Annotated in this window: 18 protein-coding genes, 1 tRNA gene and 2 riboswitches; of the genes, 11 read left to right on the top strand and 8 right to left on the bottom strand. The window is 56.0% G+C overall.

Annotated features, from left to right (window positions below; translation table 11 throughout):
* Positions 1-361: 361 nt before the first annotated feature.
* On the top strand, positions 362-1,201 hold the full coding sequence (locus tag ACY8FN_RS18775; RefSeq protein ID WP_139690925.1) for a helix-turn-helix domain-containing protein: 840 nt from the start codon (positions 362-364) through the stop codon (positions 1,199-1,201).
* 106 nt (positions 1,202-1,307) lie between these two features.
* On the opposite strand, the gene ACY8FN_RS18780 is transcribed toward ACY8FN_RS18775, so the two are convergent.
* From ACY8FN_RS18780 to ACY8FN_RS18805, 6 genes are all read right to left on the bottom strand, one after another.
* Positions 1,308-1,655 (bottom strand): PTS lactose/cellobiose transporter subunit IIA, encoded by a 348-nt coding sequence (locus ACY8FN_RS18780; RefSeq protein ID WP_303843969.1) that lies wholly within the window; start codon positions 1,653-1,655, stop codon positions 1,308-1,310.
* 9 nt (positions 1,656-1,664) lie between these two features.
* Positions 1,665-1,967 (bottom strand): PTS sugar transporter subunit IIB, encoded by a 303-nt coding sequence (locus ACY8FN_RS18785; protein ID WP_101347633.1) that lies wholly within the window; start codon positions 1,965-1,967, stop codon positions 1,665-1,667.
* Between the two features lie 16 nt (positions 1,968-1,983).
* The gene (locus tag ACY8FN_RS18790) at positions 1,984-3,459 is read right to left on the bottom strand and encodes a leucyl aminopeptidase family protein (RefSeq protein ID WP_463100885.1); all 1,476 of its coding nucleotides are present in this window, start codon (positions 3,457-3,459) and stop codon (positions 1,984-1,986) included.
* Positions 3,452-4,429, bottom strand: coding sequence for a N(4)-(beta-N-acetylglucosaminyl)-L-asparaginase (locus tag ACY8FN_RS18795; protein WP_101347635.1), 978 nt, complete (start codon positions 4,427-4,429; stop codon positions 3,452-3,454). The genes ACY8FN_RS18790 and ACY8FN_RS18795 overlap by 8 nt, the downstream gene beginning before the upstream one ends.
* A complete protein-coding gene (locus ACY8FN_RS18800) occupies positions 4,422-5,756 on the bottom strand; it encodes a PTS sugar transporter subunit IIC (protein WP_463100886.1) in 1,335 nt (444 codons plus the stop codon). The genes ACY8FN_RS18795 and ACY8FN_RS18800 overlap by 8 nt, the downstream gene beginning before the upstream one ends.
* Positions 5,757-6,256: 500 nt before the next feature.
* Positions 6,257-6,436 carry a hypothetical protein gene (locus ACY8FN_RS18805; RefSeq protein ID WP_139690921.1) on the bottom strand — a complete coding sequence of 60 codons (180 nt, stop codon included), beginning with the start codon at positions 6,434-6,436 and terminating at the stop codon, positions 6,257-6,259.
* Between the two features lie 557 nt (positions 6,437-6,993).
* Here ACY8FN_RS18805 and ACY8FN_RS18810 point away from each other — a divergent pair.
* The 7 genes from ACY8FN_RS18810 to chbG all read left to right on the top strand — a co-directional run bounded on the left by ACY8FN_RS18810 (position 6,994) and on the right by chbG (position 13,766).
* Positions 6,994-7,311, top strand: coding sequence for a PTS sugar transporter subunit IIB (locus tag ACY8FN_RS18810; RefSeq protein WP_139690920.1), 318 nt, complete (start codon positions 6,994-6,996; stop codon positions 7,309-7,311).
* Positions 7,312-7,337: 26 nt separating this feature from the next.
* The gene (gene chbC / locus ACY8FN_RS18815) at positions 7,338-8,699 is read left to right on the top strand and encodes a PTS N,N'-diacetylchitobiose transporter subunit IIC (RefSeq protein ID WP_463100887.1); all 1,362 of its coding nucleotides are present in this window, start codon (positions 7,338-7,340) and stop codon (positions 8,697-8,699) included.
* 98 nt (positions 8,700-8,797) lie between these two features.
* Entirely contained in the window at positions 8,798-10,180 is a 1,383-nt protein-coding gene (locus tag ACY8FN_RS18820; protein ID WP_463100888.1) for a glycoside hydrolase family 1 protein, read from the top strand.
* Between the two features lie 36 nt (positions 10,181-10,216).
* On the top strand, positions 10,217-10,570 hold the full coding sequence (gene chbA / locus ACY8FN_RS18825) for a PTS N,N'-diacetylchitobiose transporter subunit IIA (protein WP_463100889.1): 354 nt from the start codon (positions 10,217-10,219) through the stop codon (positions 10,568-10,570).
* Positions 10,571-10,624: 54 nt separating this feature from the next.
* Positions 10,625-11,452 (top strand): transcriptional regulator ChbR, encoded by an 828-nt coding sequence (chbR, locus tag ACY8FN_RS18830; RefSeq protein WP_303843973.1) that lies wholly within the window; start codon positions 10,625-10,627, stop codon positions 11,450-11,452.
* A 149-nt stretch (positions 11,453-11,601) separates the two neighbouring features.
* Entirely contained in the window at positions 11,602-12,948 is a 1,347-nt protein-coding gene (locus tag ACY8FN_RS18835; protein WP_463100890.1) for a 6-phospho-beta-glucosidase, read from the top strand.
* 53 nt (positions 12,949-13,001) lie between these two features.
* Positions 13,002-13,766, top strand: coding sequence for a chitin disaccharide deacetylase (gene chbG, locus ACY8FN_RS18840; protein ID WP_463100891.1), 765 nt, complete (start codon positions 13,002-13,004; stop codon positions 13,764-13,766).
* Positions 13,767-13,864: 98 nt separating this feature from the next.
* Here chbG and ACY8FN_RS18845 read toward each other — a convergent pair.
* Positions 13,865-13,952: transfer RNA gene (locus tag ACY8FN_RS18845), tRNA-Ser, on the bottom strand.
* Positions 13,953-14,161: 209 nt separating this feature from the next.
* On the opposite strand from ACY8FN_RS18845, the gene ACY8FN_RS18850 reads away from it, so the two are divergent.
* Complete coding sequence (locus ACY8FN_RS18850) at positions 14,162-14,818, top strand: Bax inhibitor-1/YccA family protein (RefSeq protein WP_042020141.1); 657 nt, start codon at positions 14,162-14,164, stop codon at positions 14,816-14,818.
* A gap of 294 nt (positions 14,819-15,112) precedes the next feature.
* Positions 15,113-15,694 carry a lipoyl protein ligase domain-containing protein gene (locus ACY8FN_RS18855; protein ID WP_463100892.1) on the top strand — a complete coding sequence of 194 codons (582 nt, stop codon included), beginning with the start codon at positions 15,113-15,115 and terminating at the stop codon, positions 15,692-15,694.
* Between the two features lie 112 nt (positions 15,695-15,806).
* Here ACY8FN_RS18855 and ACY8FN_RS18860 read toward each other — a convergent pair whose 3' ends face one another.
* On the bottom strand, positions 15,807-17,183 hold the full coding sequence (locus tag ACY8FN_RS18860) for an alanine/glycine:cation symporter family protein (protein ID WP_463100893.1): 1,377 nt from the start codon (positions 17,181-17,183) through the stop codon (positions 15,807-15,809).
* Positions 17,184-17,437: 254 nt separating this feature from the next.
* Positions 17,438-17,553: riboswitch (glycine riboswitch) on the bottom strand.
* Between the two features lie 5 nt (positions 17,554-17,558).
* A riboswitch (glycine riboswitch) is annotated at positions 17,559-17,638 on the bottom strand.
* A 422-nt stretch (positions 17,639-18,060) separates the two neighbouring features.
* Here ACY8FN_RS18860 and ACY8FN_RS18865 point away from each other — a divergent pair.
* A complete protein-coding gene (locus tag ACY8FN_RS18865) occupies positions 18,061-19,242 on the top strand; it encodes a type III PLP-dependent enzyme (protein ID WP_463100894.1) in 1,182 nt (393 codons plus the stop codon).
* The last annotated feature ends 13 nt before the right edge of the window (positions 19,243-19,255 follow it).

Here is a 19,255-nt window from a genome sequence, read left to right on the forward strand (position 1 = left end):
ACCCCTTTGTGCCCTCTACCCTTATTGCCCTCGCCACTCACCACCCATGCTTGCGATTGCCCCTGCCTCCCCCCATCAGCACGGTCGAAACGTCAACGAGGTGCCTCGCCGGCTTTTTATCCGTAGCACATGGTCAATAAGCACGTACCAATGAATGAAACCCGCAGATCATCACCAGCAAGCCGAACATCAATCAGGTTGCATTATTTATAGAGTGAGCGCTGCCAGTTATTGATTTTTATATCCAAGCTATGTGCCGCTGCACCGACCATTCTGTAGCCAATATGCCAGGCACTGTTTATTACGATATAATCATTACCCTTTTCGCCCGGCCCGCACGGTTAGCCCAAGAGTACACAAGATGGAAATAAAGCTGCACCAAAACGCAACCACTACGCCCCGGACCCGTAAATATATCCAGACCTCCACCAAATCCGATGCCGCTCTTGCCGAAGAGCTGAGCATCTCGATTGATACAGTGAGACGCTGGCGCAATCGTGATGATTGCTATGACAAATCCCATAGACCGCGCACTATCCATCGCAAGCTGCAGCCGGAGCAAGAGTGGCTGGTGTTGTTTCTCCGCCATCGGTTACACCTATCTCTCGATGAGCTGCTTGAAGTCACACGTTTACTGATCCGCGCAGATGTCTCACGGGCAGGCCTGAGCCGCTGCCTGCAAAAGCATCAACAAGAACGGTTGAAAAAGCCTGGTCTGGTCTCTGGATTGGGACTTATGTGGCTCGATGCGCTCCATCTTCCAGCCGATCTGGCAGCCAGTCAGCCTTTGCTGCTGATGCTCACGGAGCAATTTACCGGCCATATCTCATTTGCCCTCTGCGCTCCGGAAGAGCAGGAACAGACCCTGAATGGCTTTGCCAATTATCTGCAAGAAGGGCTGCCCTACGCGATCAAGAGCATTGAGGTAACCTGTCCACTCCCCGAAGTGCAGGCAATGGCAAGCCGACTATGTAAACAAGTCACCCTCACCCCCCTACCAGTATCAAATGAGTTGATCGGCTCGACCACATTGTCTAAATCACTGGCGGACATTCTGGCTGGGGAGCGTTTTGACAAACGCCTTAGTCTGGGCGCTGTGTTACTTGAGTACGAAGATATCCTTAACCACAGGGTATTACGTAATCGCTTGAAAAACCTTACGCCTAGCGCCTACATCCGCCAATTGCAACAAAAAGGCTAACGTTGCCTTTCAAGCAACAACCGTCCGAGCTTGCTGTAGCCGGTAATGAGAAGAGGGAGGCATAACGCCTCCCTCTTTTAACATTTGGCCTGAGAATAGAAATGCCTTAGCAGGCCATTGCAGCTGATTGGCTGCAGCTTGTCGCCACAGGGGGTAAACGACGATGGATCGCAATCATCTCTTGGGTCAGATCCATCAGCAAGACCGCATTCATCACATGATCCTGAGCGTGTACCATCACGATCTGGACTGGCAACTTTCCCTCTCCGGCATCTGCTTCAATCAGTTGCGTTTGCACCGCATGTGCGGCATGGAGTGCACAACGAGCCTGCTCGACCAACTGCTCGGCTTGTTCAAATTCTCCGTTACGCGAATGCCTCATGGCCTCCATCAACATGCTGCGGCAGCTACCGGCACTGACAATAAGGGTCATTACCTGTTCTTCGAGTTCCATTATTGCTCCTTATATCAGTGTCAACGCATGGTCGAGGATCTTTTCTCCATCCAGCATGCCGTAGTGCATCATATTGATTGATTCGACTTGTTTACCATATTGCGCAGCTTGCTCCTTGCAGGCTGCCAACTTGTAGCTAATTTGCGGCCCCAGCAGCGCACAATCAAAAGACTGTATGGCCTCTTTAAACTCCTGCATACCTTTGGCCTGAATGTCGACCTCAAGTTGACGACGGGCAGCCACATCCTGCATTTTTTTTACTACCAGGCTGGTAGACATGCCCATATCACATACCAATAGGATCTTTTTCATTATTAACTCCTTCGGCTCACCCATTAATGGCGGGAGCGATTTGCTGGATTAGAAATTCCGTCAACAAGGGGATAGGACGACCACTGGCCTGGGTATAGTCACCACGGCGCAGAGCGGTACCACTTACATCCAAATGAGCCCATGGACGGTTGCCACAGAATTTACTCAGAAAATAGCCAGCAGAAACAGCAATGGCTGCGTTGTTAGGGGGGGTATTGGTGAAGTCCGCAATGTAGCTCTTGATTTGCGGTTCAAAACTGTCGTCAAACGGCAGCGCCCATAATCGGTCTCGACTCGACTCAGCAGCCAGGGTCAGGGCCGAACCCAACGCGGGGTCATTGCTCATCAAGCCACTCATGTCATAACCGAGCGCCTTGACGACGGCGCCAGTGAGCGTTGCCACATCGATAATGCAACGAGGAGATAGCTGACGATCCGCAAACGCGATTCCATCCGCCAATACCAGCCGCCCCTCGGCATCGGTGTTGATGATCTCGACCGTGTGGCCAGCATAGGTTGTGACCACATCGCCGGGCCGCATGGCGCGATCCGTTGGCATATTTTCAGCCAATACCAGTACAGCATCCAGATTGAGCGGCAACTTCAACCGTCGTACGGTATCAATCAGTCCGAATACCACGGCAGCACCGCACATATCGTACTTCATGGTGCGCATGCCCTCACCCTCTTTGAGCCAGAGGCCGCCGCTGTCAAAGGTGATCCCCTTGCCTACTACCGCGTAAGGTTGGGCATCACCGCCCCCCCGATAACGCAGCAAGACCAGCCGGGGCGGATTCAAGCTCCCTTTGCCAACCGCATGCAATGCCCCAAATCCCAAGGTACGGATCGCCTCCTCATCGAGAATTTCACAGCTGACCTCGTCATGTTGCGCGGCATAGCTCGCTAATTCATCGGCAACACTCACAGGCGTACAATCCTGGCTTGGCCGATCAGCCATGCGCCGGGCAAGTCGCATCCCGCAGCTGATGGCACAAGACTCCTTCAACAGCGCCTCGGCCAATGGATACTGCTCTGGTGCTGCCAGTAGCCTCAGTGCCGGCTCTGCATGGCTGGGGACGGATCGATAACCGAGCAAAGGCAGTTGGTAGAACTGGTTTTGCAACGTGACGATGCAGTGGCGCAGCGCAGCCCGTTGCGCCGGGTTTTCCAGCGAAAAGGGGGTGATGTCAAGGGCAATACAATCGGTTCCGTCACCAGGTACAGCACGGATCAATGCCTCGGTCACCTCGCGCAATCCAGCAGATTTCAGCAACTTCTGATGGTCAGCTGCCAGCCAGGTGAGACGTTGACACAACCCCGCCAGCCCGACATCAACAGTGGTGTTCTGACGACAGCTCAATTCAGCCAATAGTGCCGCTATGGGTTGTAAGGCAGGTTGATCCCTATAGCTTTGTAACCCGCTCTGCCACAGCAGCAAATGCGTCGTCGCAGGTAAGTGTGCTGACCAAAGTGCTACTGACGCATCAAGCATGATGAGGTTCCTCCACGGGGGCACTGATACGGGCAAGATATGCATTCAGCCAAGTCTCATCCGCCTCACTGTAGAGGGTATGATTGCCTTCACGCCGAGCCAGAAAAACCGTCGGCGCGAGGGAGTGGTTTGCAACAACAAAAGAAAAGCTGTCGATGTTGGTCGCTGCACCAAACTCACCTTCATGGTTCATACATACAACCGAAAGGTCTCCGGCTCGCCCATAACGGGCCAGCAGACGGGCTTCCAGTTCATAAACTGCAGATTCTGCCGCCATCTGCGGCGTCATCCCCCGCCCCATGCGCTGAACAATCTCGTAGCTGATACAGCCCTTCATTAAATCTTCACCCAGACCAGTAGCCGTCGCGGCCCCCATAGTACTATCAGCATAAAAACCGCTACCGGAAACTGGAGAGTCCCCCACACGACCTGGCCGTTTCATGAAAAGCCCACTGGTTGAAGTTGCCACACAGATCTTGCTACTTTGATCCAGAGTAATGATGCCGACAGTGTCATGCCCGGTGTAAGGGTTTAGACCACGAGCAAGCGTTTCTCGGCAGCGCTTGCGATAGTGTTGCATCGCCCGCTCGGTCAACATCTGCTTTTGCTCGAAGCCCTTGTGGATAGCCCACTGTTCCGCACCGCCCCCCACCATGAAACTGTTGAATCGTTCTTCGCTCAGCGCCGCAGCAATCAAAACCGGGTTGGCCAAATTACGTACCCCAGCTACAGCCCCCATAGCCAATGAGTCGCCATCCATGAAGGCAGCATCCAGCTCAACTTCACCATTCTGATTTGGCAGGCCACCGTACCCGACTGACTTGTAGAGAGGGTAATCCTCTACCTGCTTGACTGCTTGTAATACCGCGGAACGGGCATCGCCGTTGTCAGCCAGCTGTCTGGCACTTGCACTCAGACCTTCGTAAGCCATCCGCCAGGTGGCGATAATGCCCCATTGATGATTAACCATTGCTTACCTTCTTATGTGATTGCTGTGAATGTGACGGCTCCCCATGACTCTCTACTGGGCTCTCTGTCGCCTGATACTGGCGATCCAGAACCTTGAGGAAAGGCAGATAAATCATGGCGCCAATCACCAGATTGAATAACTGAATAAGCGCTCCGCTCAGATGGCCAGTAACAATAAAACCACTGATGACAGCCGGAAGTGTCCAAGGGATATAAACCCCGGTTGTCGTTGCAACCAGACCCGATGCCATCGCGACATACTGGATGGTCACCAGTACGACAGGCACCAGATTGAACGGTATCAACATGATGGGGTTCATGATGACCGGAAGACCAAACAGGATGGGTTCATTGATATTGAAGATGGAAGAGCCCGCGGCTAATCGGGTCATTTTCTTGATATGTTGGCTACGGGCAAAAATCAGCATCGCCAAGACCAGCGACAAGGTCGCCCCTGATCCCCCCATCCAGATCATGTCGTAAAACTGCTCTGTGACAACGTGAGGGGGCATCAAGCCGGCATGAGTCGCTGCCAGGTTTTCTGCCTGATTGTCCATCCAGAAGGGACGCAAGATCCCGTTAATCATGGAACCGGAGTTAATCCCGACCGACCACAGTGAGCTGATGCTGAGCACCGTCAAAACCGCGCCAAAATAGGAAGTACCAAAATGGCGAACCGGCATGGCAATAACGGAATAGATAAATTCATGAATGGTGTGATATGCGGTGGATGCAAAGAAGATCCGGATAGCCAGCGCCATAGAGAGAATGATCAGAGCCGGGATCAGGGCAGCAAATGATTTCTGTACCGCTGGTGGTACCCCCTCTGGCATTTTGATCACTATGTTGCGACGCAGGAACAAGGTGAATAGCTCGGTCCAGACAATGGCCCCCAACATGGCAACAAACAGCCCTTTGGAACCAATCCACTCCATCGGAATCACTGCTGCCCCATGCGCATCCACGCTAAATGGTGTCAGGATCAGGAAACAGGAGAGAGACAGGATCCCGGCAGAACTCTTATCGATATCATTACGCTCTGCCAGACGATAGGCCACCAGATAAGAGATAAACAGAGCCATGGTCGAGAAGATGGCATTGAACGGGATCTCAATCGTGCTCCCCCACTGTTCACCAAATATGGATGCCATGAAAGCTTTATAACTGTCACTGGGGAACGATGAGATAACCAACAATATCGAACCAACGATGATGAATGGCATAAACGAGATATAGCCATCCCGAATTGCCCCCAAATGACGCTGTTGAGCAAGACGCCCTGCCAGCGGCATCAATTTACTTTCTATCAATCCGACCACGCTTTTCATCTGCGATCCCTGAGTTACTAAACAAGAACGAAGCAATCAACTGATACATGACTGCATTTTCGACTATCGTAATCCATAAAATCCTAACTTTTCGTGATAAGCATCACGACATCAACCATGAAGTATCACTTGATTACAGCTACCGCCAAATCAAAATATGTCTTGCTTGTTATCCGACATTCCGTGCCTGATTGCGGAATGAATTTGCCGATAACGTTCGCCTAATAGCTCGATCATGTCTGTCGATCTGCTGTCAGCGCTATTGCTTCTGGCAGGGCATAGCGAGTCAGTGAAGAGGCCATTAACCGATCCTTTTGATGTGCAAAAATCGGAATCTTATTGATTAGGTTCGGATTATTTATGTGAATCGAATAGGCTCTCGACTGCCTTTACGCCACTCATGTTGGCCAGTAGTCACTTTTCGACCTGATTCCCCCTAGTTCATTACTACCCTGCTCAACGAGGAGGTCGTTGTTATCCAGCGCCTTCCAGCATGCTCGTCAAAACATGGAAACAATAGTGCCGCCCGTATATTTCACATCACTGCAGCCTGCTGGCATCAACATGCCAACCACCTTGGCTTGGCATAATTGCAACTGCTCGCCATCAATAGTGTGATGTAGAGCGCACCCGATCCCCCCGAGAATGGCGCCGAGTTTACCAAGCACTGCACTCAACATGGGGAGACCACCATTTAATCCATGAACTGAGCTGCATGCCTATGTGCCCTCAGGGAATATCCTGGGGCAGGAAGTGCACCCGGAAGAACAGGTGGGAGCGTTTGCGTTAAACATCAGGCACAGGGTGGCAGGTCAATCAGCGCATACAATAAATTTAAAATGAGGTGTTTTACCAAGAAGGTAGAGGGTCAATTTGGTTGCATTAACTTATAAGTGTGAGCTAGCGCTAGTTATTTGTTTTTTCCAGAAAAATTATAGCCCCATTAGCAATGTAGAATTATAAATAACTGAAAAATAAGAATAAATAAAAAAACAAAGTCGCCTCACCGTCTATTTTTAGCTCAATCACCCTGTAATCCCCCACCAAAAATGTGAGCAATGGCAAAACACATGGTCAATAAAAAACAATACTTTTAACCTGCGAAATACCAGATGGAACCTACTGTTAGTTACAATATGGTCAATTAGGGATGATTGCCTATCTTGTCTTGATTGCGCGACAGGCAACTATCTCGACCGGTCTGTTCATTTGGTTTTCAAGCGTTGAGGAAAAGGTTATGGAAAAGAAGCGTATTTACCTGTTTTGCTCTGCCGGGATGTCTACTTCACTGCTGGTTTCAAAGATGAAGGCACAGGCGGAAAAATATGATGTGCCGGTGCTGATCGATGCCTACCCGGAGACCCTGGCAGGCGAGAAGGGGCAGGATGCCGATCTGGTGCTGCTGGGGCCACAAATCGCCTACATGCTGCCAGAGATCCAGCAACTGCTGCCGGGCAAGCCGGTCGAAGTGATTGACAACCTGCTCTACGGCAAGGTCGATGGCCTCGGCGTACTGAAGGCGGCGGTCGCCTCCATCAAGAAGAGCCTCGCATAGGTAACCCATAGGTTAAGGAGATCCCTGTGAACAACATCATCGCATCGCTGGAGAAGGTTGTCCTGCCCATCGCCGTCAAGATGGGCAAACAACCTCATGTCAACGCCATCAAGAACGGCTTTATCAAGATGATGCCCCTCTCTCTGGTTGGGGCCATGTTTATCCTCATCAATAGTGTCTTTCTGAGCTTTGGCGAAGGTTCCTTCTTCTACTCCATCGGGATACGGCTCGATCCCGCCACCATTGCCATTCTGGACGGGCTCAAAGGAATTGGTGGTAACGTCTATAACGGCACCATGGGGATCATGTCCCTGATGACCCCCTTCTTTATCGGTATGGCGATGGCCGAAGAGCGTAAGACCGATCCGCTAGCCGCTGGTCTGCTCTCGATAGCTGCCTTTATGACAGTGACCCCGTTCAGCGTGGGCGACGCCTATGCGGTCGGCGCCAACTGGCTTGGTGGCACCAACGTCATCTCTGGCATGCTGATCGGTATCGTCGTGGCTGAGGTATTCGCCTTTATCGTCCGTCGCAACTGGGTCATCACTCTGCCCGACAGTGTTCCAGCCTCGGTCTCCCGCTCCTTCTCGGCACTGATCCCGGGCTTTATCATCCTCTCCATCATGGGGGTAATTGCCTATCTGCTGAACGGCGTCGGTACCAACTTCCACCAGCTGATCATGGACAATATTTCCAAACCTTTGTCCAACATGAGTGACTTGGTGGGCTGGATCTATGTGATTTTCTCCTCCTTCCTCTGGTTCTTCGGGGTGCACGGCATGCTGGCGCTCACCGCCCTGGAGTCTGGCGTACTGGGCCCCTTCACCCTCGAGAACATAGATCTCTTCAACCGGTATGGTTCAGTGGATGCGGCCATTGCTGCAGGCCATCAGTTCCACTTCTGGGCCAAGCCGATCACCGACTCCTTCGTCTTCCTCGGTGGCACCGGCGCAACCCTGGGCCTCATCATCGCCATCTTTATGGTCTCCCGTCGCGATGACTACCGTCAGGTCGCCAAGCTGGGTCTGCCTGCTGGTATGTTTCAGATCAACGAGCCCATCCTGTTCGGCTTGCCGGTCATCATGAACCCCGTGCTGATGGTGCCCTTCCTGCTGGTACACCCGGTGTTGATGGGGATCACCATGGCGGCCTACTACGCCGGGATCATTCCACCCATCACCAACACAGCACCATGGACCATGCCTACCGGTCTGATGGCCTTCTTCACCACCAACGGAAGCGTGGCCGCCTTCTGTCTGGCGATATTCAACCTGGGGGTCGCCACCTTGATGTATATGCCCTTCGTGCTGATAGCCAACAAGGCACAGAACGTTATCGAGGAAGAAGAGGAGAGCGAAGAAGATATCGCTCTGGCCCTGAAGTTCTGATGACAACCGTTCTGATGGTCACCATTGCGATGACCGCCACTCCGATCACAACAAGGGAGGAGCAAGACTCCTCCCCCACCAGCCTGGAGAAGTAACCCATGCAGTATCGTTTTCCGGATAACTTCTGGTGGGGCAGCGCCAGTTCCGCCCCGCAGATGGAAGGGGCCGCCAACCGCGGCGGCAAATCTGCCAATATCTTTGACCACTGGTTTGCCACCGAACCAACTCGCTTTCACAACGAGGTCGGTCCAACCGATGCATCCACCTTCTATGACAACTTCGAGAGCGACATCAAGCTACTCAAGCAGTTGGGGCACAACAGTTTCCGCACCTCCATCTCCTGGTCACGACTGATCCCGGACGGGGTGGGTGAAATCAACCAGGAGGCGGTCAGCTTCTACAATGCCGTCTTCGACCGGCTGCTGGCGGAGGGGATCACCCCGCTTATCAACCTCTACCACTTCGACATGCCGATGTGCATGCAGGAGCGCGGTGGCTGGGAGAGCCGGGAAGTGGTCGCCGCCTATGTGCGCTACGCCACCCGCTGCTTCGACCTGTTTGGCGGTCGCATCAAGCACTGGTTCACCTTCAACGAACCGATCGTGCCGGTCGAGTGCGGCTACCTTGGCCACTACCACTACCCCTGTGTAATCGATTTTGGCCGGGCAGCCACCGTCGCCTACCACACAGCGCTGGCCCATGCCGGTGCCGTGCAGGCCTATCGCGCCTGCCAGCATGATGGCGAGATCGGCATCATCCTCAACCTGAGCCCGACCTATCCCCGCTCGCAGGATCCGGCAGATCTCGCCGCCTCCCGCATCGCGGATCTGCTGCTCAACAAGAGCTTCCTCGATCCAGCCCTGAAGGGGTGCTATGACCCCGAGCTGGTCGCCCTACTAGAACAGTACGACCTGCTGCCGCAGCGTGAGGAGGGAGACAAGGCGCTGCTCGCTGCCGGCAAGGTGGATATCCTCGGCATCAACTACTACCAACCGCGCCGGATAAAAGCCAAAGAGGTGGCGTGGCAGGGAGTTCCACGCACGCCAGACGACTTGTTCGACTACTACCAGATGCCAGGCCGCAAGATGAACACCCACCGCGGCTGGGAGATTTACGAGCAAGGGATCTACGACATCCTCACCGAGCTGCGGGTCAACTATGGCAACCTGCCCTGCTACATCTCGGAGAACGGCATGGGGGTCGAGGGGGAAGAGCGCTTTATCGGCCCCGAGGGGCGGGTGGAGGATGACTACCGCATCCAGTTCATTCGCGAGCACCTCGAGTGGCTGCATCGCGCCCTGGAAGAGGGCAGTGCCTGCCGTGGTTATCACATGTGGACCTTTATCGACAACTGGTCCTGGCTCAACGCCTACAAGAACCGTTACGGTTTTGTCCGCCTCGATCTGGAGAGCCAGCAACGCACCATCAAGAAGAGCGGCTACTGGTTTGCCGAGGTGGCGCGCAACCATGGTTTTAATTAACGGTTTCAATTAACGCATTTACGTAAGGAACGACACATGTTCGATCTGGACAACATCACTGAAGAGGCCACCACCTGTACCGATCTGGAAGAGGTGGTGATGGGGCTCATCATCAACTCCGGGCAGGCGCGCAGTCTGGCCTACACAGCGCTGAAAAAAGCCAAGGAGGGGGATCTCGCCGCCGCCCACCAGCTGATGGCCCAATCCCGCGAGGCACTCAATGCCGCCCATCTGGTACAGACCCAGCTGATCGAGGACGATCAGGGGGAAGGCAAGATCCCGGTCACCCTGGTGCTGGTCCATGCCCAGGATCACCTGATGACCTCCATGCTGGCCCGTGAGCTGATCAGCGAGCTGATTGAGTTGCACGAAAAGCTGCAGAACAAATGACCTCCGGACGGGGCGCAAGGCCCCGTCATCGGCCCGAAGATCAGGAAGCGACTCATGAGCGTCAAAACAATCCGGGAAACCGAACTGTTTAACAACAAACCGTTCCAAATGTTCATCTACAACAAACAGGTGAGCGGAACCGGTTTGCACCAGCACGACTTTTACGAGTTCACCCTGGTACTGACCGGTCGTTACTATCAGGAGGTCAACGGCAAGCGAGTGCTGCTGGAACGGGGGGATCTGGTGTTTATCCCTATCGGCTCGCGCCATCAGAGCTTCTACGAGTTCGGCACCACCCGCATCTTCAACGTCGGGATCAGCCGCACCTATTTCGACGAGCACTTCAAATACCTGCTGCCGGAACACTTTATCGCCTCCCAGGCCTATCCCCTCAAGATCGAGTTCCTCAGCTACATCGAGTCGGTGCTGGTCTCGCCGGGGTTTCGGGAAGAGGCACTGACCGAATTTCTCGAAGTGGTGACCTATGCGGTGATGAACCGGCTGCGTCACTACAAAGACACCTCCGCCAGCGACGATCTGCCGCTCTGGCTCCACGAAACCGTGGAGAGGATGCACGATCGCCCCCTCTTTGCCGAGGATGCGCTGGCCAACATGGTCTCCCTCTGTGGCAAGAGCCAGGAGTATCTGACCCGGGCCACCCGGCGTTACTACAACAAGACGCCGATGCAGATCATCAACGAGATCCGGATCAACTACGCCAAGATGCAGCTGGAGGTGACCAACAACTCGGTGGCCGATATCGCCTTCGAGACCGGCTACAACGACGTCAGCCTCTTTATCAAAAACTTCAAGAAGCTCACCTCGTTTACCCCGGGCAGTTACCGCAAATACCTCTACCCGAAATTTGAAAGCCCGGCCTGATGCCGGCAGTGAATGCCATGTAAATAGAACAGATTGCAATACCGAGAACAGAACCTGACCAGCCCCTGCCACAGGCGGCTGCGGCCCCTCTCACCCTGATGACAGAGCGGCCACCATCAAACTGATAGAGATCGATGAAAGAGGGATTTATGAGCGAGAAGATCAAGGTAGTCACCATAGGCGGCGGCAGCAGCTACACCCCCGAGCTGGTCGATGGTTTCATCAAGCGGTATGCCGAGCTGCCCATCAGCGAGCTGTGGCTGGTGGATATTCCCGCTGGCGAAGAGAAACTGAACATCATCTTCGACCTCTGCCAACGGATGATCCGCCAGGCAGGCATCCCCATGACCCTGCACAAGACGCTGGATCGCCGCGAGGCGCTGGTGGGCGCCCACTTCGTCACCACTCAGCTGCGGGTCGGCCAGTTGCAGGCGCGGGAGAAGGATGAGCGCATCCCCTTGAGCCACGGCATGCTGGGTCAGGAGACCAACGGCGCGGGCGGCCTGTTCAAAGGGCTGCGCACCATTCCGGTGATCTTCGACATCATCCGCGATGTGGAGGAGCTCTGCCCGGATGCCTGGCTGATTAACTTCACCAATCCGGCTGGCATGGTGACCGAAGCGGTGCACCGTCATACCAACTTCCGTCGCTTTATCGGGGTGTGCAACATTCCGGTCGGCATGCAGATGTTTGTGCGCGATGCCCTCCAGCTCACCGAGCGGGATCACCTCTCCATGGACTTGTTCGGCCTCAACCATCTGGTCTTTATCGGCGATGTGCTGGTCAACGGCGAATCCCGCTTTGACGAGCTGCTGGAAGGGATCGCCGATGGCAGCCTGACCCGTGCCAGCTCGGTCAAAAACATCTTCGGCCTGCCGTTCGATCCCGGCTTTATCCGCGGCCTGCGCCTGCTCCCCTGCTCCTACCTGCGTTACTACTTCAAGGAGAAAGAGATGCTGGGGATCGAGATGGGCGAGTTCTACAAGGGCGGCGCCCGGGCTCAAGTCGTGCAACAGGTCGAGAAGAAGCTGTTCGAGCTCTATCAGAACCCCGAGCTGTGCGAAAAGCCCAAGGAGCTGGAGCTGCGTGGCGGCGCCTACTACTCCGATGCGGCCTGCGAGGTGATCAGCGCCATCTACAACGACAAGCAGAGCGAGCACTACGTCATCGTGCCCCATCAGGGCCATGTCACCAATATCCCGGCCGACTGGACAGTGGAGATGAGCTGCCTGATCGGACGTGACGGCGCTATTCCCCATCCGCGTCTCACCCGCTTTGACGACAAGGTGAACGGGCTGGTGCACCTGATCAAGAGCTTCGAGATCGCCGCCGCCAAGGCTGCCATCAGCGGTGACTTTGACGACCTGCTGCTGGCGATGAACCTCAACCCGCTGATCCACTCCGACAACGATGCACGCATCGTCGCCCGCGAGCTGCTGCTGGCCCACCGCGAACACCTGCCCAACTTCGCCGCCGCCATCGACGCCCTCGCCTGAGGCCAACACGCCCCGCCCGAACCGGCGGGGCGCTTAACCGCAAGGGAACCCTCATGAGCAAGAGATTGATCATTAACGCCGACGATTTCGGCCTCTGTCGCGCCCAAAACTACGGCATCGTGGAGGCGTTCGAGCACGGGGTCGTCAGCTCCACCACTGCAATTGTCACCTCCCCCGCCATCGAACACGCCGCCTGGCTGGCCGGGCGATTCCCCGAATTGCCGGTCGGTCTGCACTTTATGCTCAGCTGGGGAAAGCCGCTCACGCCGCTCACCTCGCTGGTGAACGAACGGGGCGAGCTCAACAAGGGGATCTGGCACAAGAGCGAGGCGGGAGAGCTGGATCTGACCGAGATATCCGGCGAGCTGGCGAGTCAATATCAGCGCTTTGTCGCGATCTTAGGCAGAAAACCGACCCATATCGACAGCCACCACCATGTTCATATGCTGCCGACTATCTACCCGCTGGTGGAGGCCTTCGCCAAAGCCCATGACCTGCCCCTTCGCATCGACAGGGGCGAAATAGCCCGCCACGGCCTGACCGTCAACTACCCGCAAAGCTGCGATCGGTTTGACGACCGCTTCTACGGCGCGCAGCTGACCCGGGCCGACCTGCTGCAACTGCTCGATGAAGCCAGTGAACAGGGGGCCAATTCCCTTGAGATCATGTGCCACCCCTCCTTTATCGATCTGGAGATGCAGGGCAGCTCCTACTGCCAGCCCCGCCTCAACGAACTGGCGATCCTGACCGACCCGTCCCTGCCCGCCCTTATCGCCGAGCACGGCTACCGCCTTACCAGCTACCGGGAGTGGCAATAGCCCGCACGCCATCAGCTGAACCGGCAAGCATCAGAATGTGCCAAATTGCAGATACGAAAAGGCCCAAGCGATTGAATCGCTTGGGCCTTCTCTTAAGATGGCGGAGGAGGTGGGATTTGAACCCACGGATGGTCACCCATCGCCGGTTTTCAAGACCGGTGCATTCAGCCGCTCTGCCACCCCTCCGAACGGCGTGCATACTACGTCAATGGCCCGTTCATATGCAATACATATTTCCTATGGGATAGTGTGCGGGAGCAAAATGGCAGGTGGCTTGAAATTGTTCCTCGTCATCCCTATTTGTTCTACATACAATGCGTATAACAAGCGGTAACAAACAGCGATCACGAGACGGCCGCTCGCCGCCTCACCCGGACATCAAGAGGACACCCAAGATGGATACCCGTTCTATCTTCACTGGCACCCAAAGTGCCGTACGTGATACCAACAAGGTGCTGCGTAACACCTATATGCTGCTCTCCCTCACTCTGGGCTTTTCTGCCGTAGTGGCAGGGGTCGCTACTGTGATGAACATGCCGCCGCTGCATTGGGCCGTATTCCTGATCGGCGTCTACGGTTTGATGTTCCTGACTCAGAAAAACCAGAATAACGGCATGGGTCTGGTATTCACCTTCGCCCTGACCGGTCTGATGGGCTACAGCCTGGGCCCGATCATCAACATGTACATGAACAATGGCGGTGGCGAAATCGTGATGACAGCCCTTGGCGGCACCGCGCTCACCTTCTTCGGTCTGTCGGCTTATGCCCTGACTACCAAGCGTGACCTCTCCTTTATCGGCGGCATGCTGTTCGTCGGTTTCTGGGTGCTGCTGGTGGCCATGGTTGCCAACATCTTCCTGCAGATGAGTGCCCTGAGCCTGGCGCTGTCTGCCATGTTCATGCTGTTCTCCTCTGGTGCCATCCTGCTGACTACCCAGCAGATCGTGCGCGGTGGCGAGACCAACTACATCTCTGCGACCGTCACCCTGTATGTCTCTATCTACAACATCTTCCTGAGCTTGCTGAGCCTGCTTGGCGGCAACCGCAACTAATCAGCAACCCCGCTTCGGCGCTGTCGCTTATACCCAACTCCCCACCCCTTCGGTGGGGAGTTTTTTTTTGCGCGAGTGCATTGCTCGGGATAGGGCAGATCGCCATTCAAACACCCTTTTCTTGGTCAATCCAGGTGGTCTGCATCGTAGCGGGGCACCTTGCTGTATCGCCCGTTCTGCCCCCCAGCCGGTCTCTTAAACGCCAATGATGATCAACAGACAGGCACGCGGCGGGCTTTACCTTGCCTACGGCCACGGGTAGTGTGCTGGCAGCGCTTGCCCGAGGATGTCACCATGCCCTATGCCCTGCTCCCCACCCTCCCAAACACCTGCTCCCCCGCCCAGATATTGGCCGGGGAGCAGCACTGGCTGCGCGACTGTGCCCGTGACGGCCAGCCCCGCGCTCACCTCTGGCAGGCACCCCGATGCCTGATTGTCACCCGCAAGGACACCCGGCTGCCCCGTTACGCAGCCGCCTGCAAACAGCTGGCAGCCGAAGGCTGGCCGGTGCATGTGCGCGACAGCGGCGGCACCGCCGTGCCCCACGGCGCGGGCATTCTCAACCTATCCCTGCTGCTGCCCCGTACCACCACAGATCTCGCCCACTACTACCGGCTGCTGGGGGCGCCGGGGCAGGATCACCAGGGTGCCGTGCTGGCACAAGCCATGCTGCTGGTGGCGGGTGATGTGGATGAGGGAACCAGAATGGCGAGCCGCTTCTACGAGCTGGCGGGCGGCGAACTCCGTTTTGTCCCCGGCACCTCCACCACGCTGGCAAGCTGCATCGATTGGCGCGGTAGCGATCAGGCACTGGTAGAGAAAGTGCGAGCACGTCTGGATAGCCTGCTGAGCGAGGGGCTATCCTCCTCATCCTGATCTTATCCCTAAGGAAGAGGGAAAGTACCCATCCAGAGATAGCGCACAAAAAAGCCACGACCGGAGTCGTGGCTTGTTCTTTTCAAGGCGAACGTGAAACGGGCTGAGGCGTTCAGGCCGTCTGCGGCTCCGGTTCGGCTTCACCATCTTGTTCGCGACTAAAGTAGGCGCGGGTCTCGGCGATCACCACATGACGCAGGCCAATCAGGCCGATGAGGTTGGGCACCGCCATCAGGCCGTTAACGATATCGGCCAGCAACCAAATCATATCCAGATGGAGAAAAGCACCGCTCGCCACCAGTGCCAGATAGATAAAGCGGTAGGGCTTGATCGCCCTTACCCCGAACAGGTACTCGGTACAGCGCTCGCCGTAGTAGTTCCAGCCAAGGATGGTGGTAAAGGCAAAGAACAGCAGACCAATGCTCACCAGATACTGGCCGACATGGGCATCCAATCCTTGGGCAAAAGCGGCGCTGGTCATGGCGGCGCCGCTCAAGTCACCACCCCATACCCCGGTCACCACCAGAGTCAGGCCGGTCATGGTGCAGATGATGATGGTGTCGATGAAGGTGCCGGTCATGGAGACCAGCCCCTGCTCGACGCAGGAGTCAGTCTTGGCCGCCGCCGCCGCGATGGGCGCAGATCCCAGACCCGACTCGTTGGAGAAGACCCCCCGCGCCACCCCGGACTGGATCGCCAGCATGATGCTGGCGCCGACGAAGCCGCCGGTCGCCGCATGGCCGCTAAAGGCGCTCTCGATCACCAGCATAACGGCATCGGGCAAGGCGCTGGCGTTGTTCACCAGCACCCCCAGACAGGCGACGATGTAGAAGATGGCCATGAAGGGCACCACCTTGCTCGACACGCTGGAGATAGACTTGATCCCCCCCAGGGTCACCAGCGCCACGATCAGGGTCAGCACCACGGCGGTCACTTCACGGGGCACCGAGAAGGAGAGGCTCATGGCGTCGGAGATGGCGTTGACCTGCGGGAAGGTACCGATGCCGAAGAAGGCCACGCCGATGCCAAACAGAGCAAACAGCTTGGCGAGCGGCTTGGAGCCCAGCCCCTTCTCCAGATAGTACATGGGGCCGCCCGCCATCTGGCCGTTGGCATCCTGTTCGCGGTATTTGACCGCCAGCAGACACTCGGCGTATTTGGTGGCCATGCCAAACAGCGCCGCCATCCACATCCAGAACAGGGCACCCGGGCCCCCCAGCTTGATGGCGGTGGCAACCCCGACAATGTTGCCGGTACCTATGGTGGCAGAGAGGGCGGTGCACAGGGCGCCGAAGCTGGAGACATCCCCCTGCTTGCCCTGACCCTGATCGCGGCCAAACACCAACCGCAGGGCGAGCGGCAAGCGCACTACCTGAAGCAGACCCAGACGCAGGGTGAGATAGATACCGGTCCCGACCAGCAGGATCAGCAGGGGCGGACCCCAGATAAAGCTATCGATGGCGGTTAACGCCGATTGAATTGATGACATGCATCCTCCTTAAAAAACAAAGATTAAGGAGGAGAAGGATGATCTTCCCATAGGTGTCGCGATCGGCCAGAGGCGATCGGATGCAGGCCAGGAACTTGTTCACACTCTTACTGATCAAGGCTCATGTGCAGCTCGCTTATGTGGGACCAAGAGGCTCATGTATTCACATACACTCCGGTTCCTGCGCTGCTCTTTACCTTGCTGACGACCTCTCGTTACAGATCGTGAACAGTTCCAAGCTCAGGTACAACCATCCCATCCCCTCTGTCCTTTTGCCTGAGAGTTTCCGACACCAGTCTGCCCTTGCGGGTCGTCATGGTGCCTTGCTCCTTCGGCGCCCGATCTAACGGGTCTCTCCAGAGTATCGTCCAGCAGCAGTCCACACCGGTTGCCCGGTACCTGAAAGATTTACTTCTTCGGTGGATGGTCCCCCATCGCTCTCCTGCTACCTTCATCCGAACTAGTTTGGATTAGGAAGCGGGCATGTTAATCCAAAAAATGTGAGCTGTCTCGCACTTGAAAACCCCCACTGGTATTTTTTAAGCGGCAGGCTGAGCCCCGGCAAAAATGTTAAACCTTAGTTAACTATCAATAGGTTAAGGGTAAATGAGTGATGCGTGCTCCGAATGGGAATCCTGCCGGATAGAGAGCAGTGCGCTCTCTCGTTTCGCCAAGAAAATCTTGCCGACATATCCAATCAAAATGCTTGCACACAGAATCAATAAGCCGATAATTCGGCGCATAACCAAGCACTTTGCCATCTATTTATGCACTGTGTTCGGTTGGTCCCACCGGACCACTCGCCTGACCCGGCCGTCGCCGGTTCAATCGCATATGGCTTGGGCATATCACGCCCCCTAAGGATGACCAAAAGAGAATGAACGAGACTCTGGTTGCAAAAGATGTGGTTGCAAAAGATGTGGTCGCACAAGATTACCGTCAGCTGGTTGAACAATTCGGCTCCCCCCTGCTGCTGCTCGACAAGGCAGCGGTCCGCAAACAGTATCGGGCGCTGGCTGCTGCCCTGCCCAATGTGCGCTTGCACTATGCGCTCAAACCCCTTCCCCACGAGGCGGTGGTCTCTGTCTTGCAAGAAGAGGGGGCCTGTTTCGATCTCGCCACCAATGGCGAAGTGGATCTGGTGCGCAGTCAGGGGGTTCGCCCGGGACGTTGCATTCATACCCATCCCATCAAGCGCGACAGCGATATCCGTTATGCGCTGGAGTTCGGCTGTACCGTATTTGTCTACGACAACCCGCTGGAGCTGGAGAAGTTCATTCCCTACAAGGACGAAGTGAAACTGCTGCTGCGGGTCAGTTTCCCCAACCCGGAAACCAAGGTCGATCTCTCCAAGAAGTTCGGCTGCACCCCGGAGCAAGCCCTGCCACTGTTGCAGCTGGCTCACGCCAAGGGGCTCAAGGTGATGGGACTGTCGTTCCACGTCGGCTCTCAGGTGCCCCACTCACGGCGCCATGTACAGGCTATCGATGCCTGCCGCGAGATCATGGAGCAGGCCTGGGATCTCGGGCTCAAGCCCTGGGTACTGGATATCGGCGGCGGCTTCCCGGTCGACTATGATGGCGGCGAGTTTGATATCGACGGCTTCTGCGCGCCGATCCGCGAGGCGCTGGCCAAGCTGCCCGCAACCGTGCAGAAAATTGCCGAGCCGGGCCGCTTTATCAGCGCACCGGCCATGACCTCGGTGGCCAGCGTGATGGGCAAGGCCCACCGCGGCGACAAGATCTGGTACTACCTGGATGACGGCCTCTACGGCAGCTACAACGGCCAGCTCTATGACCACGTCACCTATCCGGTGAGCACCCCCTATGCCAGTGGCGAGCAGCACAACTCGGTGCTCTCCGGCCCCACCTGCGACAGCGTGGATGTGATCCGCGATGGCATCATGCTGCCGGATCTGGCTATCGGCGAGCTGGTGATTGGCCGTGTGATGGGTGCCTACACCTGGGCATCGGCATCCACCTTCAACTTCTTCCCCAAGGCGAGCATCCTGATTCTGGACAGCAGCCAAAAGGGGCAAAAGCTGGTGGCGGTTGCCTGAGCGAGCAGCTCAC

This window comes from Aeromonas sp. 160P (assembly GCF_055193095.1).